The organism is Bacillus cereus group sp. RP32 (genome assembly GCF_040459735.1).
Classification (GTDB): Bacteria; Bacillota; Bacilli; order Bacillales; family Bacillaceae_G; genus Bacillus_A; species Bacillus_A wiedmannii.
Genome location: NZ_JARVHO010000001.1, coordinates 3,221,905 through 3,240,821, shown reverse-complemented (window position 1 = coordinate 3,240,821; position 18,917 = coordinate 3,221,905). Strand labels below are relative to the sequence as shown.

The window sequence follows — 18,917 nt, the reverse complement described above, 5'->3', positions numbered from 1 at the left end:
TCATGTAAACGGTTTACTAGATCGTATTTTGCTAGAAACGAAGGGAAGATTCGCATGGAAACAAGGGGGAGAGTAATCGGGATTGATATCGGTACCACAAGTACAAAAACGGTTGTATTTACAGAAAAAGGAAAAGTCGTTGCATCACATGCAGTTGATTATTCAATTATTCAACCGAATGTCGGATGGGCTGAGCAAGATCCTGATGTAATATGTGCTGCTGTATATAAAACTGTAAGCGTTGCCATCCGAAAGGGTAACGTGTTACCAGAGGATATTTCTTCAATCGGTATTAGTACAGCAATGCACGCATTAATTGCAGTAGATAAAAACGGTGCACCATTAACGCATTCTATCATTTGGGCAGATAATCGAAGTACGAAACAGTCAGAAAAATTATTACAACATATGAATGGTCATGAAATTTATAGACGAACGGGTACACCAATTCATCCGATGTCGCCACTTTCTAAATTATTGTGGATGAAAGAGGAAGAGCCAGAATTATATGCGAGCGCATATAAATTTATTTCCATTAAAGAGTATGTTATGTATCAATTGTTTTCACGTTACGTAGTGGATTATTCAATAGCATCAGCTACTGGGTTATTTAATTTAGAAACATTAAACTGGGATGAAGATGTTTTAACGTTGTTACATATGTCACCAGAACAATTATCAACACCAGTGCCAACTGCATATATTTTATCGGGTATGAAACCTGAATTAGCACAAAAGATGGGCATTCGTGAAGATACGCCAGTTGTTATTGGTGCAAGTGATGGTGTTCTTGCGAATGTAGGCGTTGGGGCAATATCGCCTGGCTCAGCTGCAATTACAATTGGTACAAGTGGTGCGGTTCGAACAATTTCATCAAGTGTTAATACAGATGAAAAAGGAAGAACGTTTTGTTATGCATTAACAGACGAGCACTGGGTGATCGGGGGACCAACGAATAACGGCGGAATATTATTGAGATGGTTACGTGATGAATTTGGTAGCCCGGAACAAGAGGTTGCAAGGAAGCTTGGCATTGATCCGTATGATTTATTAATTAAGTATGCGGAAAGTGTACCAGCTGGAGCGGGTGGATTGCTATTTTTACCGTTTCTATCTGGAGAACGTGCACCTTACTGGAATGCAAATGCTCGTGGTACATTCTTTGGAATAAACCTTCAGCATAAACGAGAACATTTTATACGTGCAGTCATGGAAGGTGTTTGTATGAGCGTATATTCTGTTGCACTCGCAATCAGGGATTGTACAGGGCCACTTACTGAAATACGCGTTTCAGGAGGTTTTGCGAAATCTGCATTTTGGAGACAAATGTTATCCGATATGATGGGAAAAGAATTGCTTGTTCCTGAAAGTCATGAAGCATCTGCGCTTGGGGCAGCGGCAGTTGCTTTATATGCTGTAGGAAAAATTGATTCTCTTGAAGAGGTAAAGGATTGGATTGATATTGTTCATCATCATGTACCGAATAAAGAAAATACGGCTATATATTTAGAAATGTTTTATATGTATGAACGACTTTACAATCGCTTGAAGGAAGAATTTGATTGTATAGCTGCTTTCCAACGTAAACAATAGGGGGATTGGGAGAAATGGTAGTTGGAATCGTACTAGCGGCAGTTGTCATACTACTTTTACTTATTACAGTAGTAAAATGGCATCCGTTTGTCGCGTTAATTTTAACAGCAATTGGTGTAGGACTAGCAATGGGAATGCCATTGATTGGAACTTCACCAAAAGATCCAGGGATTATCGATTCTATTAAACTAGGGCTTGGTAATACGTTAGGGTTTTTAGCGATAGTATTAGCATTAGGAACGATGCTTGGAAAAATGATGGCCGAATCTGGCGGTGCTGAACGAATTGCTAACACATTAATTGATCGTTTTGGGAAGAAACGTGTTCACTGGGCAATGATGTTCGTTGCATTTTTAGTGGGGATTCCAGTGTTTTTCCAAGTTGGATTTGTACTGTTAATTCCATTAGTATTTACAATTGCGTTAGAAACAGGGGTATCACTTATTACAATTGGTATACCACTAGTAGCAGGTTTATCTGTTGTACACGGACTCGTTCCGCCACATCCAGCAGCGATGGCAGCAGTAGGTATTTTTAAAGCAGATGTAGGGAAGACAATTTTATATGCTTTAATCGTCGGACTTCCAACTGCAATCATTTCAGGTCCGCTTTACGGGAAATGGATCGGTGCTCGTATACATAAAGAAGTACCATTAGATATAGCGGAGCAATTTATTGAAAGAGATAAGAAGAAGGAACTTCCTAGTTTCGGAAATACATTGTTTACTATTTTACTTCCAGTATTTCTTATGCTAGGTGCATCGATTGCGGAAGTAGGGCTAAGCAAAACAAGTCAACTTGCACAAGTATTGCACTTCATTGGAGATCCAATAGTCGCGTTATTAATTGCAACGATATATTCTTTCTTTAGTCTTGGTTATGCAAAAGGTTTCTCAAAAGATAAAGTATTACAATTTACAAATGATTGTTTAGGGCCAATTGCGAACATACTGTTAGTTATCGGTGCAGGCGGTGCGTTTAATAAAGTATTATTAGATTCTGGAATTGGAACGACAATCGCAGAAATGGCGAAAGAATCTCATATTTCACCGATATTATTAGGTTGGGGAATTGCGGCACTTATCCGAATTGCGACTGGATCTGCTACAGTTTCTATGATGACAGCAGCTGGTATTGTTGCGCCGATTGCAGCAAGTACACCAGGTGTAAATGTTGAACTACTAGCACTTGCAACAGGTGCAGGGTCATTAATTTTATCACATGTAAATGATTCTGGATTTTGGATGATTAAAGAATATTTCGGAATGACTGTGAAAGAAACATTATTAACATGGACTGCAATGGAGACGATATTATCTGTCGTAGCACTTGGACTCATTTCGTTATTAAATATATTTGTATAGAATGGGAGATTGATTAATATGAAACTAGGTTTAATTGGATTAGGAAAAATGGGATTCCCATTAGCAGAACATTTATATGAAGACAAGCATGAAGTAGTGGTATATGACGTTAATAAAGAGCTTGTTGAAAAGGCAGGGGCAATAGGGATTACCGCTCGTCATACATTAAAAGAAATGATTGCTGAACTAGAAGCTCCTCGTAAAATTTGGGTAATGGTACCTGCGGGAGAAGTTGTTGAATCGGTACTAAAAGATGTATATCCATTATTAGAGGAAGGCGATATCGTTATTGAAGGCGGGAATTCATTCTATAAAGATACGTTACGCCGTGCTGAAGAAGCGAAAAGTTTTGGTTTACATTACGTAGATATCGGTACATCAGGCGGTGTAGAAGGAGCTAGATACGGTGCTTGCTTAATGGTTGGTGGAGAAAAAGAAATTTATGATCAATTAGAACCTTTATTTAAAGATTTAGCAGTAGAGAATGGGTATTCTTATGCAGGCCGCGTCGGAAGTGGTCATTTCTTAAAAATGGTTCATAACGGTATTGAATACGGAATGATGCAAGCAATCGCTGAAGGCTTTGAAGTGTTAGATAAAAGTGATTTTGATTTCAATTATGAAGATGTTGCTAAAGTATGGGCAAACGGATCAGTTATCCGCGGTTGGTTAATGGACTTAACTGAAAAGGCATTTGCAGATGATCCTAAACTTGATGGCATTAAAGGTGTGATGAACTCTTCAGGAGAAGGGAAATGGACTGTGGAAACGGCACTTGAACTTCAAGCGGCAGCACCGGTAATCGCAATGTCATTATTTATGCGCTACCGTTCTCAAGAAGATGATACATTCCACGGAAAAGTAGTTTCAGCTCTTCGTAATCAGTTCGGTGGACATGAAGTTGTGAAAAAATAAGGTTGTTTTTAAAAAGAAACTTGTGCATAGGCGCAAGTTTCTTTTTTTATAGTGTAAGAAATCTCTAATTTAAAAATATCAATCAATCATTGTTTATTTGTACTGATTGTATCAAATATATAGTGAAGCATGAAAGATGTCCCAACATAAAAATAAGAATAAATAAAATGAAATTTTCATAAATAGTAAAAGGATGATTATGTCATCAGTGTAGCTATGAAGTGGTGTTACATATGAAAAGAGCGTGTTAATAAAATATGAGGTGGTTAAATGGGAAATGAGCAAGTGAAGAATGCAGGGGAAGAAAAAAAGTTATGTCTTTGTATGATTGTTAAAAACGAGTCTAGAATTATGGAAAGATGTTTAAATGCTACAAAATCAATTGTAGATTTTGTTTCTATTTGTGATACGGGATCAACTGATAATACACCTGAAATTATTGAAAATTGGTGTGAAGAAAATGAAATCCCTGGAACAGTTCATCATGAACCATTTCAAAATTTTGGCTATAACAGAAGTTTAGCAGTTTCATTAGCACAAAAAACATATCCAGAAGCAGATTATTTATTAATATTAGATGCAGATATGATATTAGAAGTTGATCCCGAGTTTGATAAGACTAGTTTAACGGAAGACCACTATCTTACAATGCAATATGATATTCATATTAAGTATTGGCTTACACGCCTTTTGAAAGCTTCTTTACCATGGAAATCTGTCGGTGTTACTCATGAGTATTGGGATATAGATCGTTCCAAAGTTGGTGCGAATTACAATACGAGGGTAGCTAGGTTAGAGACGCTTGTCGTTAACGATCCTGGGGATGGTGGTAGTAAAGCTGATAAATTTGAGAGAGATGAGCGGTTGTTGTTACAAGGATTGAGTGATCCAGAAACAACGCCAGATTTGCATATAAGATATTTATTTTACTTAGCCCAAACTTATTTTCATTTAAGTCAATTTGAAGATTCGATTAAATGGTACAAAAAAAGAGTGGAAGCAGGTGGATGGGTTGAAGAGGTGTTCTATTCGTTATTGCGAATAGGATTTTGTTATGAACAATTAGCAAACCGTTCAGCAAATAAACAATATGAGGTAACAGAAGTGGATGAAAAAGAAAATGCTAAGGCGCAAGAAGAGCAATATACAGCATTAGCTATTCTTTATTTTCAAAAAGCGTGGGAATATAGACCAACTCGGGCTGAGCCATTATACCAACTTGCAAGAATGTATCGATTAAAATCTCAAAATAATATTGCTTTGATGTATGCGTTGCAAGGGAAGGAAATTCCTTTTCCGAAAAATGATCTGCTATTTGTAGATTATCATGTGTATGATTACTTATTTGACTATGAGATTTCTATAAGTGCTTTTTATATACCGCATAAAAAACATTTAGGTGCAGTATCACAAAAATATTTGGAATCGAAAAAAGAAGAGCTACCGTTGCATATAGCAAATATGGTAGAAAGTAATGCGAAATTTTATTAAATACATTGTCGGTTAAAGGAGTAGTGGAGTAATCATGGAATTAATACGATGGGCGCTAGAACTAGGGGAATCCGTGCATGGAAATACGTATGAAGAATTGATGCCACTACTAGATTATTATTATGATCGTGATCATTTAAAAGCGTATTGTATCGCAAATCTCCTTATAGACATGGACGTAGCAGAAGAGCATCGGCAAAAAATCGAATTAAGAAGGTGCATTGCTGCTTATTATGCTGGAATGTATAAAGTAGCAAAAAAACATGCAAGTGAGCTTTTAATTAGATATCCGGATGTGGATTTATATAAAAATAATTTAAGACTAATGGAAGCTTATTTGAATAAAGAATATGATTATTGTCTTTTTATATGCCCAAAGACGTATGGTAGTTTTATAGATGTTGCGCGAGCTTTGAAATGGCGATTGGAGCAGGAGGGAAATACAGCAATTATTTCAGAAACAATACTAGAAAATGTGAAAAATACAATTGTTTTTGGAGCGCATACGTACGCACATAATCCGAATCTACTACCAAAAAATGCAATTGTTTATAATTTAGAACAGCTATATGAAGGAAGTCCTTATGCGCATCCTCTTTATTTAATGTTATTAAAAGATAAGGAAATTTGGGATTATAGTAAACAAAATATAGAATGGTTAAAACAAAAAGGAGTAGGAAAAGAAATAAAACATGTGGAAATGAACTATGCCCCAACTCTAGAAATAAAAAAAGATGCATTTGATGAAGAGTTAACTGAAGACATTGATATACTGTTTATAGGTGCTCTTAACCCAAGGCGACAAGCTATTTTTAATCAATTAAAAGTAGTTGCCCCGAATTTAAATATTGTTTTTAAAAATAATGCGTGGGGAATTGTTAGAAATGAATTGATTGCTAGGTCTAAAATTATATTAAATATTCATTTTTACTTATCGGGTATTCTTGAAACTCCTCGAGTTTCTTATGCAGTGGCAAATAAGAAATTTATTATCTCTGAAAATAGTAATCCTGAGGACGAGATAGAGTGGCCAGGAATAGTGTTTACTCCGTATGAAAAAATAATAGAAAACGTTATGAAATATATAGAATTACCAGAAGAACGTATTAAATTAGCAGAAAAAGCGTATAACTATTTTGAGGCGAAAGGAAGCATAGGCATACTGAGTCATAAAGGAGAAAAAAAGTAATTGTGAAGAACTCATACGAAAGTATGAGTTCTTTTTACGTCTATCATACTATTTTATCAAGCTAGTTCCCTCTTTATATTGTGTTTTGTATAGAAATTTCTGATAATATATAAGTATAGCTGGAAAACAAAGGGGAGAAATAATTATGAAACTAGTCGTTATTAACGGTACACCAAGAAAATTCGGTAGAACTCGTGTGGTGGCAAAGTATATTGCTAATCAATTTGAAGGGGAGTTATATGATTTAGCAGCAGAGGAACTGCCTTTATATAATGGGGAAGAATCACAACGTGAATTAGAAGCGGTAAAAAAATTAAAGGCATTAGTGAAAACTGCAGACGGTGTAGTACTATGTACACCTGAATATCATAATGCAATGAGTGGAGCGCTGAAAAATTCGTTAGATTACTTAAGTAGTAGTGAATTTATTCATAAACCTGTCGCTTTATTAGCCGTTGCAGGAGGCGGTAAAGGTGGAATTAACGCATTAAACAGTATGCGCATTGTTGCTAGAGGAGTATACGCAAATGCTATCCCAAAACAAGTTGTGCTTGATGGACTTCATGTACAAGACGGTGAACTGGGAGAAGATGCAAAACCATTAATTCATGATTTAGTTAAAGAATTAAAAGCATACATGGGCGTATATAAAGAGGTGAAAAAACAACTAGGAGTGGAGTGATATGCCATCTCTGTATAAAGATTCACGCTTGTATTTCATTCTAGGGGCCAATAGTCTATCAGCTATTGGTTCCGGTATTGTTATGATAACGATTCCGTGGTTGTTAATTAAAGAGAGTGGAGGAGAGACAACGTTTGGTTATGTTTCCATCATCGCAACTCTTATTATGTTTTTATTAACACCGTTTATTGGGCAAAGTATTGATCGTTTTTCAAGAAAATCTTTATTATTATGTAATGAAGGTATAGGGATAGTCGTTATAGGAATGGTGGCTGTATGGGGATTTACTGGGCAACCTTATCATTCTATTCACTATATTCTTATATATATAGCAGGGTCATTTTACTATTTATTATTTTATCCTACAATATTTGCGTTCAACCAAGAGATATTTCAAGCAGAACATTATAAAAATTTAAGTGGAACAATGGAAATACAGGGACAATTAACTCAAGTTATTTCAGGAGCGGCTGCTAGCTTCCTAATTGAAATCATTTCTTTAAAATGGATCTTGTTAGTAGATATGTTAACTTTTGTAGGAGCATTTTTCCTTTTCTTATGTATACCGTACGTAAAGAAAAATGAAGTGAAAAAGAAAGTAACATTTAAGAAGCAATTGTTCGAAGGGATTCACTTTATGCAAAAGCGTCCGAAGTTCTTTTTGTTTTTACTTGCGACTTATATGCCGTTTATCGGTGTTATGGTGGCAAATTATTTAATCCCGGTATATATTTCAGATATATTAAAAGCTAGTGCCTCTGTCTACGCAATAGAAGGTATGGTGTCGGAGCGGTTTTGGCGGGAATAAGTATTCCAATTATGATGAAATATGTCAAAATAGAAATTTCAATCGTCATGACGATGTTCCTATATGTAATTTCAATTACCGTAATGATTATTGAACCTTCCGTAATGTTGTTATATGGACTTGCAATTTTTCATGCAATTGGAAATGCAGTTACAAGAGTGGCGAGACATGTATTAATGATGGAGGAAATTCCAAACGAAGTAATGGGAAGAGTGGATAGCTTATTTCGGTTAATTGACACAGGAATTCAAATTGTATTGTTAATGTTGTTTACAGCTGGTGTTTCTAAAGTAGGTGTCATGGTACCGTTTTATTTACTAAGTTTCATATTGATCCTTTCGTTAGGAATTGCTATAAACTATGTAATCTCAAAACGTAAATTCGAAGCGAGTGTTTCTAATAAATCGATCGTTTAAAAAACACTTCTGCCTTCCTTTCTTTTTCTATATAATAAAAAGAAAGGGAGTGCAAATTGATTTATGAACAAATGGATCTTGCTTATAATTTTATTATTACCACCACTATACATTCTTTATATGACGTTTCGAATGAAGCAGGTTGCTCGTGAAAAATTGAGCCATCACTCTCCGTACGTTCTTATATTAGGCGCAAAATTATTTGGAGATAAACCGTCTTTATCTCTTCAAAACCGTTTGGATGTAGCATTGGAATATTTAGTTTCCCATCCTACAGTGAAAGTAATTGTTTCAGGTGGTCAAGGAGAAGATGAAGATATACCGGAAGCTCATAGTATGAGAAACTATTTAATGGTACATGGTATAGATGAGAGTCGTATTTTAATAGAAGATCAATCTACAAATACGTATGAGAATTTAAAGTTTAGTATGGATTTATATGATGTGAAACATGCGGTAGTTGTAAGTAATACGTATCATTTGTATAGGACCAAAATAATTGCAAAGCGTTTAGGCATGAAGATGGAGGCACTAGCTGCTGAAACACCAATGCGCTCTAAGAAAAAAATGTATGTACGTGAATATGCTGCAATAATGAAAACAATATTGTTCGACCGTTAGAGCTCAAATTTGAGCTCTTTTTTAATTATAAAGCGTATCATTTGAAATGAATGCCGTATTCCATCAAAATAAAGGAAACAACATTAAAGGAGTTGTATTTGTGATTCAATTTAATCATGTGTCAAAAGCGTATGAAGATGGCATGAAAGCAGTGGACTCATTGCATTTAGAAATTAAAAAGGGAGAATTTTTTGTTCTCATTGGTCCGAGTGGTTGCGGGAAAACAACGACAATGAAAATGATTAACCGTTTAATTGAAACGACTGAGGGATCTATTTTAATCGATGGAAAAGATATTCAACAATATAATATAAACGAACTGCGTTGGAATATAGGATACGTATTGCAGCAAATCGCTTTGTTTCCGCATATGACAATTGCTGAAAATATTGCAGTCGTTCCTGAAATGAGAAAATGGAGCAAAGAAAAAATAAAAGCTCGTGTCGATGAGTTGCTACAGATGGTCGGGCTAGATCCAGACGTATATCGCAATCGTATGCCTGATGAATTGTCAGGAGGGCAAAAGCAGCGCGTTGGTGTCGTAAGGGCATTAGCCGCAAACCCGAAAATCGTTCTTATGGATGAACCGTTTAGTGCGTTAGATCCATTAAGTAGGGAACAGCTTCAGAAGGATATCGTACAATTGCAAAAGAAGATTCAAAAAACAATTGTATTCGTAACACATGATATGCAAGAAGCATTATCACTTGGAGATCGTATTTGTATTATGAAAGAAGGAAGAGTAGTTCAATTAGATACACCAGAAGGTATTATACATAATCCGAAAAATGAGTTTGTAGAAGAGTTCATTGGAAATCGTGGACAACCTTGGTATGAGGGGAAAAGTATAGAAGATGTATTGCCACTTGATGAAAGTATACGGGCAGAAGGGGATGCATTATCATTGCATTCTTCTTTACAAGAAGCATTAGTTCGTGTACGAGCTGACGAAGTCGTTCCAGTTGAAGAAAATGGTCAATATGTTGGAGCTTTAACAAGTCGTCATATTGTTAATTACATTGTTGAACAAATGAAGGAAAGAGGCTAAACAGTGACTGATTTTATACAAACGTTCCAAGAGCGGAAAATAGAATTACTAACTGCATTAAGTGAGCATTTACAAATATCGCTTATTTCACTATTTTTTGCAGTAATTATTGCGGTGCCACTTGGCATTTTATTAACGAGAAAACAACGAATGGCTGAATTTATAATAGGAACTTCTGCGGTTATGCAGACAGTGCCATCACTTGCATTACTCGGACTTTTAATTCCGTTAGTAGGAATTGGAAAATTCCCAGCCATTATTGCATTAGTTGTGTATGCACTATTACCTATTTTACGAAACACATATACAGGAATAAGGGAGTTAGATGAATCTTTAATCGAAGCAGCGAGAGCTATGGGCATGAATAGCTGGAGAAGACTGTGGAAGGTAGAGCTTCCTCTTGCATTACCAATTATTATGGCCGGTATTCGTACGGCGATGGTATTAATTGTTGGAACGGCTACATTAGCAGCTCTTATAGGTGCTGGTGGGCTCGGAAAACTCATATTACTTGGTATCGATCGAAATGATCATGCGCTTATCATTTTAGGGGCCGTACCAGCCGCGTTACTCGCTTTATTCTTTGATGTAGTACTTCGAGTGCTTGAGAGTCCAAAACGCTCTTCTAAGCGTGTTATATTGACGATATGTATTACTTGTATAATGATTGCTTCTCCCTTTCTTTGGAACACACAAAAGAAAGATATTGTTATTGCCGGCAAACTTGGATCAGAACCTGAAATTTTAATTCAAATGTATAAGCAACTTATCGAACAAGATACCGATTTACACGTAGAATTAAAACCAGGTCTTGGAAAAACAGCATTTGTATTTGAAGCATTGAAATCAGGAGAAGTAGATATATACCCTGAATTTTCAGGAACAGCTTTATCTACTTTTGTGAAAGAAGAGCCAAAAAGCACAAATCGGGATGAAGTATATGAGCAGGCTCGCATTGGAATGGAAAAGAAATATAATATGGTCATGTTGAAGCCAATGGAGTATAACAATACATATGCACTAGCTATGCCGAAAAAAATAGCAGATCAAAATAATATAAATACAATTTCTGATTTAGGAAAAATGGCACAGGATGCTAAAGTAGGATTCACATTAGAATTTGCTGATCGTGAAGACGGTTATAAAGGAATGCAAAAATTATATAACTATAAGTTTTTAAATGTGAAAACGATGGAACCGAAACTACGTTATAGTGCAATTCAATCAGGGGATGTTAACGTAATCGATGCATATTCAACTGATAGTGAACTTGAGCAGTATGGACTGAAAGTGCTAAAAGATGATAAAGGGTTATTCCCACCGTACCAAGGTGCACCGTTATTAAGAAAAGAGACGTTACAGAAATATCCTGAACTTGAAAAAGTATTAAATACATTATCTGGGAAGATTACAGATGAAGAAATGCGAAAAATGAATTATGAAGTAAATGTGAATGGAAAAAGTAGTGAAGAAGTTGCAAAACAATTTTTACAAAAAGAGAATTTACTTCGTTAATTTTACAAGAAATATACAAATTTATATGTATGAAATGACCGTTCATTACAAAATGAACGGTTTTTTTGTGCATACTTATACATTTTTTCAAAAAAGTATTCCATTTTTCTTCATTTTCTTTTAGAATAAGTAATGTTTTCCTGAAAAAATATAAGAGAAACGTCTATTAGAGAAAAAGGTGACTTTAATAGTTGAACGAACATAACACCTAGAATGACAGATGGGGTGGTACAAATAGAAAAGAAGTTAGGTTTTTTTCCATTAATTGCATTAGTAGTCGGAACGATGGTTGGTGGCGGTGTTTTTAGTTTACCGCATGATTTAGCAGTAGGAGCAAATAGCGGCTCTATAATAATTGGTTGGTGTATTACAGCGATGGGAATGATTCCACTCGCGCTCGTATATCAAACGTTAGCAAGACAAAAACCGGAGCTTGAGGGCGGAATTTATAGTTATGCACGCGCTGGTTTCGGAGAATATATCGGATTTAACAGTGCTTGGGGATATTGGCTAGCAGGAATTTTAGGAAACGTTGCAACAATCATGTTACTGTTTAGTACATTAGGTTATTTCTTCCCCATTTTTAAAGGTGGAAATAATGTTGCGTCTATTGTTGGTGCATCACTTTTATTATGGACACTTCATTTTCTAATTTTATTTGGAATTCGTGAAGCATCTATTATGAATGTTATTGCAACGATAGGGAAATTAGTTCCAATCGTATTATTTATTGTTGTAATGGTAACAGCGTTTCGCTGGGATACATTTACACATGATTTTTGGGGAGAAGGAACTATATCAGTTTCCTCTATACTTGGTCAGGTGAAAAATACAATGCTTGTAACTCTTTGGGTTTTCATTGGGGTTGAAGGAGCGGTTGTATTATCTGGTAGAGCGAAAAATAGCCGAGATGTTGGTAAAGCGACAGTACTTGGACTTATTTTAGTAATGTCTATTTATATTTTAATTTCTGTCTTGTCTATGGGAGCGATGACAAGAGGAGAGCTTTCCGTGTTAGAAACCCCGTCAATGGGACATGTATTAGAACATGTTGTTGGGACATGGGGCGCCGTTGCGATTAACATTGGGTTAGTTGCTTCACTTGTAGGTACATTAATAGGCTGGTTTTTACTTGTTTCTGAAATTTCCCACGTAGCAGGAAAAGATGGCGTGTTTCCGAAAGTCTTTACGAAAACAAATAAAAAACAAACGCCACATATGGCATTATGGATCTCAAATGGCGTTGCCCAAATTATATTTATAATCGTTCTGTTTTCAGAATCAACATATCAAATTATGTATTTTATTGCTTCAACATCAATTTTAGTACCATATTTATTATCAGCGTTATTCCAATTTAAATTAGTTATTACAAACGAACTAAAAGATGCAAAAGTAAAAAACGGCTCGTTAGCTTTAATTGCTTCTACTTATTCTGTATGGCTTCTATATGCAGCAGGTTTGAAAAATTTATTACTTGTTTCAATCGTGTATGGAATTGGGATTATTGTTTACATGTATGCAAGAAAAGAAAAAGGAAATCGTTGTTTTAAAGGTATTGAGAGATATGTAATGTGGGCAATTGTTATCGCAGCTATCACATCACTTTATATGTTATTAACTGGAAATATAAAAATGTAAAAGTCCTTTTAAATAAAGGGCTTTTTTCTTTGTCTAGAGAATATTTAATACATAAGATATTCAGGAGGGATGAAAATGGAAGAAAAAGAACAGTTAACCAGAATTGTTGATTTAGCGAGTGAAGTAAGGAAAGTATTAGTGCAAGAATCCTTTTTTAATCATCATCCTGAACTACGAGGAGTGATTGAAAATTTAGCGAGTGCTGTAGAAAATTTGGCGGAATTACAGCAAAATACAGATGAAAACGCTGAAGATCGATTACGATATGTACTTGCTAAAATGAAAATTGCTCATAATGCCATTTTACAAGAGAAAAAAGCATTTCCATCTCATTAATATACGTTTTAATTTTGAACCTGGCGGATAACGTCAGGTTTTTTGTTTCTAGTTTTTCGTTTCTTTCATACACTAAGAATAGTATGAAAAAAAGAAGGTGACGAAGGTGAGATTACATAAAACTCTTCAGCCAAGTTTTATAAAAAGAATGTACTATATGAGGTTTATCGGAAAGTTTACAAAAGCAGAGAGAGAGAAGAATGGAGAGAACTTCTTTGTACAATGCCTATCGCCAATACCATTCACGTTACAAGAGCAATTAAAAAATGAACCATACGTATTTGAAGGTTTATGTAGCAATAAAAAGAATGAAAAAGTCTTTTCGGAATTAAAGAAAAGAAAATTAGAAAAGCAATTGGTTATGTTTCGTCTCTATTATGAAAGAGGACATATATACGTGGAGTTAATTTGTGCAGAAGAACCACGAGAAATGGCCAATGGCTATAAAATGATTCCAGTACCTAAAGTTTCCGAATACAAAAAAGGAGAGTCTTTAGAAAGAAAACTTGGAAATGGCTATTTGTCATTTCTAATGCCAAAATATCCGAAAGACTTTGAGCCTCCCGAATTATTGTGGCACGATGGAAGGTTATATGGAAATATATCTTTAAAGTCATCATCAATTAGTTCAATCGCATATTTTGAACAGCAGCGGGAATGTAAGTATATAGACTTAAATGACTGGATGAAGTATGTGGAAATAGCGGTAGAAGATCAATTGTATTTTGTAAGCAATCACATGTATGAGCAATTAAAAAAACGAATGACTGAAGAAGGTAAGCATGTAGAAGTAGAGGAAATAAAAGTGCATAAGGATGAATGGGAATGGGATGAGCGTGAATCCGTCTTTTTACAGTATGTAAAAAGTTTTGTACGTAATAAAGGGCTATATTTGGATGAAACGGACATTTATAATTTCCATATAAGTGCGAAAACAAATATGTTGACGATTCTAGGTGGTATACCAGGCGCTGGGAAATCCCGATTTGTGCAAGCTTATGCAGAAGCACTTGGATTACAGTATGGGGAAGAATTGATTTGGATTCCGATTTCACCATCGTATCAAGAACCACATGATTTACTTGGTTACCTTCATCCAAATGGTACTTTTATTGAAAGTGAAACAAAATTAGTTAGGGCGTTAATGAAGGCAAAAGAAAATCAAAATCAACTATATATAATCGTTTTTGATGAAATGAATATGTCACATATTGAGCATTGGTTTACTCCATTTCTATCTGTTCTTCAACTTGAAAAGCAAAACCGTATTCTAAATTTGTATGAAGGTGTACAAGAAAAAGAAAATCCAATTCCATCAACAATTGAAATTGGTGAAAATATTATATTTGTAGGTACAGTAAACTTTGATGAAACAACGAAAGAACTCTCAGATCGATTATTAGATCGGACGAATTTAATAACGTTACAAAAGATTCCGTTTTGTGAGATGTGTATGGAACAAGAGAAAATTGTATTACAACCACCTCTGAAAGTAACTGCAGGAGAATTTCGTATAAGCTGGGTCAGGAATAAAGCGATGATTGAGGTGTTTTCTGAAGAAGAGTTAGAACTATTAGATAAGTTACATGTTGTATTGTCATCACATGATATGTCAAAGGGAATTTCATTTCGATGTGCAAACGCAATCGCTACTTACTTGCAAAATATACCGTTCCAAAATAATCATTCCTATATGATCAGTAGAGAAGAGGGATTTGATTTACAAATCAAGCAACGTGTATTGACGAAAATAAGAGGTACTGAAATGATGGTTGGATCTTTACTTTCTGAAGACGTAAAAAGGGGGGCGACATTACTACCTCTTTTGCAATCGCCACTTGCAAACAGAGTATCTACATTTGAACACTCTTTAGCATATATAAGAGAAAAGCGTAGAGAACTGGAGCTGTATGGCTATGCAAAATGAAGGGCGATATGAAACAGAAATCGTTGATACGAAAGAAACACTCCCTTTTGTATTAAAGTTAATCATTGGAACTGAGGCAAAGGGGGAATATATTTTATTAAATCGTCTTTGTACATCTACTACAGCATTAGTTCAATGTATTTATAAAGTACAAGAATTAAAACCAATTAGATTGCATTACCATTATGAAAGTCCAATGAATATTACTTTTATATGGAATAAAGTATATGAGGGACAGAAAAATATAAAAGAGTCAAAATATGAAATAAATGAAAAAAAACAAAAGGTATTAATATATGAACATGGAAAAACGGAATTCTTTTATCCATGGCGTTGTGGATTATATCATTTTGAAGTGAATATAGAAGATAGAACATATTATGGCGCATTTCAAATCGTTCCCAAAAATTTTTTTGATGATCAATTTGAAATGATTCAAAACTATGTAAAGTCAATTTTGAATGAGTTGATTTTAGATAGAGGTTATTATAAAAAGACTTTCTCTGCACTTAGTGATATTGAAGATTCTTCTTATTTAGTGTTACTTAGAAAGTTGCCGCAAAAAATGAAAAAGATAAAGCAAATTTTTAAGAAAATAGAATCGAGTTCAAAATTTATACATGAATATAAATGGGAAGAAAAAGAGCGGAAAGCAACGAGAAAAGGAGCCATAGTGGCGGAAAGAAAACCGTATGCAAAATATTATAATCGTAAGTTTATAGAACAAAAAAATAGTAAGGAAAATGCATTTCTTAAATTTAAAGCGATGCAATTTTATTTCTATTTACTTGAAGCTGAAAGTTTTTTGCGCCAAACAATTGAAATATTAGAAAGAGCAAAAAGGAAGAAATCAGAAGAATTTCAAGCTGTAAAAACGATTATACAAACAATTGAGCGTAATGGATCAGTGACCGATAGAGAGAAACAAAAATATAAAAATATTCATTTACTAAAAGAGGCGGATTTGCGAAAAAGCTCTATGAAGATACAAGAATATAAAATATTAGCGCACTTTGTACATGAAAGTGTACAATACTTTCAAACTTTAATGCATTCTCCATTTTGGAGAGAAGTTTCCGAAACAGGTAACATGTACTCACAAAATTTACCGATACCACATCAACAACTACTACAGCATTTAGATGTACTTCCACAATATACAGAACAATCTCCATCTTTATTATTTGTTTATAAACCAACATTTTTAGTGTATGAATATTACGCTTTTTTTATCGTTATTTCCATGTTAGAGAAAATTGGTTTTGAGGCTAGAAATTCCATTCGTGAACAAATTCAAGAACATTTTTATGTAGATGGATTACAGGATGGAACGACAGTAGTTTTACACCGAGATGATATTAGAGTACATGTCGCATTTAATGATTTAATTGAAACTCATCCCCTTATTGCATTAAGTAAAGGGAGTAATTTTTATAATGGAGAAGATACGAAGAAGCCAGACATTCGCTTAGACTGTTATGTAAAGGAAGAAGGAAAATACGTATATCAATCTTCTATTATTATTGAAGTGAAGTATAGCCCAATGTACAACATTTTTCAGCACGTTGGAAATACGAAGGCAACTGAGCAAATGTATAAGTACTGGTCTATAAAATATGTAGAAGAACAGGATGGAAAGAGAGTCTATTATCGAAGGGCCATTTATGAAGTTATTTGTGTATATCCAGGAAGTCATATGCATAGTAAAAAAATTGAGTCTGGATGTGGTGTGTTCTTGCAATTATATCCATATAAAACGAAACAAGGGGAAGAGAAATTAGCCGGAAAACATGGAATGGTACAAATTTTTGAGAAGTGGTTAAAAAGCATGAAGAAGTAAAAAAATCCTTTTTTATAAAGGATTTTTTTAGATTAAGAAGAAATATATGCTGTATGGAAGACAGCTTTATACGATTTGAATTTGAAAGTAATATAAATATATTGTTAGAAGAACGGTACATGAGGGATAAAAGACGATTAAGATGGAATTTAATTCGTTTTGCAGAATATAATAAGTCATAAATATTTTTAGTTGCATACGTAGATTTGTTCTTATATGATAGATAGTGAAAGCGTTATCAAAAACAGAGCGGCGATGGGAAAGGCGGGTAAATATGTTCCAGCGTGTTCAAACAAAAGAAGAACATTTTTGGTTCGAGCAACTATGGGGAGATTTTTGTGAAGAAAGAAACTTAATGTTCGTAGAACGTAATTTAAATCCATCACGATTTTTATTAATAGAAGATGAACATCATATTGGTACAGTAGAATGTATTAAGTATACGGAACCAGAGCAATCGAATTCTGAGTTTTTCTATCCGTTTTCTAAAAATGATTTAGTGAAAGATTTAAAAAATGTGTATGAAATAGGCAAGTTGAGTATTGCGAAAACGTCTCGTGGGAGAGGACACTTCAAAAGACTAACAGCTATTTTATTTATGCATGCATTAGAAACGAAAGCAGAATGGTATATTGCAGCAGTGACAAAAAGAATGTATATGTATTTATTAACAATCGGTTTCCCAATTGAACCGGTAGATAAGCCATTTCAGTTTCATGATACTTTACAAGGTGTACCAGTGCGAATTCATGCCCGAAAAGGGGCTACGCATTTGTATTCTTTAAAAGAATTTCGAGATGTGATTCAAGGGAATGCTCATGCACAGGCATTAATCGCAGAATACAGTAAGAATATTATGTTAACAAAATAAGGCGAAATGAATATATATAATAAAGAGAATACTATTTTAATATGAAGTCATTCTTCATGAAAAAAGACCCTTATTATTTTAATAAGGGTCTAAAAATTATAATCCAAATATACTAAAAATCATTTTGCGGCGCTTCGGCTTCTTTTCTCGTTCATATGTTGATTTTGAATCGGGAGTAATATATATTGGTTCTTCTTTCTTGAGGGAAGCTTCTAGCTTTTGAATTCGCTCTAACATTTCCTCCATTTCACGGCGATGTTGTAAAAGTTGGTACGTAACAACATCATTTGCCTTATCTTGCATTTGTTCTTCCATTCGATCTAGCCTTCTCGTAATAGTGTTTAATTGAGCTGCTAATTGCTCAAATTCATGTGATGATTTGTCTTGAACAATTGTATTTACTTGAGTTTTTAATTCTTCAACATCATTTGATGATGTTTTTTGAGTAGGGTGAGAGTTTTGAGACTGCTCTATTTGTGAAAGATGGAATTCTAACATTTGATCTAAATCTTCTTGTGTGAAAATAAAGTGACCATATTTATTTTTTTCTATCGTAAGATTTAATTGTTGTGCAATCCGGACAACAGCCTTTGGGCTAACACCTAATTTTTTTGCGATAAATGGTGTTTTATATTCCAAAATAATCCCTCCTATATATAT

15 protein-coding genes and 1 pseudogene are annotated in these 18,917 nt (G+C 34.5%); 15 read left to right on the top strand and 1 reads right to left on the bottom strand.

All coding sequences use genetic code 11. The features are described from left to right. Positions 1-54 precede the first annotated feature (54 nt). From gntK to QCI46_RS16620, 15 genes and pseudogenes are all read left to right on the top strand, one after another. Positions 55-1,593, top strand: a complete 1,539-nt coding sequence (gene gntK, locus QCI46_RS16690; RefSeq protein ID WP_353840921.1) for a gluconokinase — start codon at positions 55-57, stop codon at positions 1,591-1,593. Between the two features lie 14 nt (positions 1,594-1,607). Further along, the gene (locus tag QCI46_RS16685) at positions 1,608-2,957 is read left to right on the top strand and encodes a GntP family permease (protein WP_000260195.1); all 1,350 of its coding nucleotides are present in this window, start codon (positions 1,608-1,610) and stop codon (positions 2,955-2,957) included. 18 nt (positions 2,958-2,975) lie between these two features. Further along, positions 2,976-3,872 (top strand): phosphogluconate dehydrogenase (NAD(+)-dependent, decarboxylating), encoded by an 897-nt coding sequence (gnd, locus tag QCI46_RS16680; RefSeq protein WP_088092666.1) that lies wholly within the window; start codon positions 2,976-2,978, stop codon positions 3,870-3,872. Between the two features lie 270 nt (positions 3,873-4,142). Beyond that, positions 4,143-5,363, top strand: a complete 1,221-nt coding sequence (locus QCI46_RS16675) for a tetratricopeptide repeat-containing glycosyltransferase (RefSeq protein WP_147786216.1) — start codon at positions 4,143-4,145, stop codon at positions 5,361-5,363. A gap of 34 nt (positions 5,364-5,397) precedes the next feature. Beyond that, on the top strand, positions 5,398-6,552 hold the full coding sequence (locus QCI46_RS16670) for a CgeB family protein (RefSeq protein ID WP_353840920.1): 1,155 nt from the start codon (positions 5,398-5,400) through the stop codon (positions 6,550-6,552). Between the two features lie 145 nt (positions 6,553-6,697). Continuing rightward, entirely contained in the window at positions 6,698-7,234 is a 537-nt protein-coding gene (locus QCI46_RS16665) for an NADPH-dependent FMN reductase (protein WP_353840919.1), read from the top strand. Between the two features lies 1 nt (position 7,235). Continuing rightward, a pseudogene (locus tag QCI46_RS16660) lies at positions 7,236-8,458 on the top strand (MFS transporter). Positions 8,459-8,521: 63 nt separating this feature from the next. Beyond that, complete coding sequence (locus QCI46_RS16655) at positions 8,522-9,079, top strand: YdcF family protein (RefSeq protein ID WP_353840918.1); 558 nt, start codon at positions 8,522-8,524, stop codon at positions 9,077-9,079. A 100-nt stretch (positions 9,080-9,179) separates the two neighbouring features. Then, positions 9,180-10,127: an ABC transporter ATP-binding protein gene (locus QCI46_RS16650; RefSeq protein ID WP_353840917.1), complete on the top strand. Its 948-nt coding sequence runs from the start codon at positions 9,180-9,182 to the stop codon at positions 10,125-10,127. 3 nt (positions 10,128-10,130) lie between these two features. Then, positions 10,131-11,642, top strand: a complete 1,512-nt coding sequence (locus QCI46_RS16645; protein ID WP_353840916.1) for an ABC transporter permease/substrate-binding protein — start codon at positions 10,131-10,133, stop codon at positions 11,640-11,642. A 213-nt stretch (positions 11,643-11,855) separates the two neighbouring features. Further along, a complete protein-coding gene (locus QCI46_RS16640) occupies positions 11,856-13,283 on the top strand; it encodes a basic amino acid/polyamine antiporter (protein WP_000129474.1) in 1,428 nt (475 codons plus the stop codon). Positions 13,284-13,358: 75 nt separating this feature from the next. Continuing rightward, on the top strand, positions 13,359-13,619 hold the full coding sequence (locus tag QCI46_RS16635; RefSeq protein ID WP_000391452.1) for a hypothetical protein: 261 nt from the start codon (positions 13,359-13,361) through the stop codon (positions 13,617-13,619). Positions 13,620-13,725: 106 nt separating this feature from the next. Beyond that, positions 13,726-15,546, top strand: a complete 1,821-nt coding sequence (locus QCI46_RS16630; protein ID WP_353840915.1) for an AAA family ATPase — start codon at positions 13,726-13,728, stop codon at positions 15,544-15,546. Beyond that, positions 15,536-17,386 carry a hypothetical protein gene (locus QCI46_RS16625; protein ID WP_353840914.1) on the top strand — a complete coding sequence of 617 codons (1,851 nt, stop codon included), beginning with the start codon at positions 15,536-15,538 and terminating at the stop codon, positions 17,384-17,386. Before QCI46_RS16630 ends, QCI46_RS16625 begins: the two co-directional genes overlap by 11 nt. A 274-nt stretch (positions 17,387-17,660) precedes the next feature. Next, a complete protein-coding gene (locus QCI46_RS16620) occupies positions 17,661-18,257 on the top strand; it encodes a hypothetical protein (protein WP_353840913.1) in 597 nt (198 codons plus the stop codon). A gap of 96 nt (positions 18,258-18,353) precedes the next feature. Here the strand turns inward: QCI46_RS16620 and racA are convergent, their stop codons facing one another. Continuing rightward, a complete protein-coding gene (gene racA, locus QCI46_RS16615) occupies positions 18,354-18,896 on the bottom strand; it encodes a chromosome-anchoring protein RacA (RefSeq protein WP_353840912.1) in 543 nt (180 codons plus the stop codon). Positions 18,897-18,917: the final 21 nt, after the last annotated feature.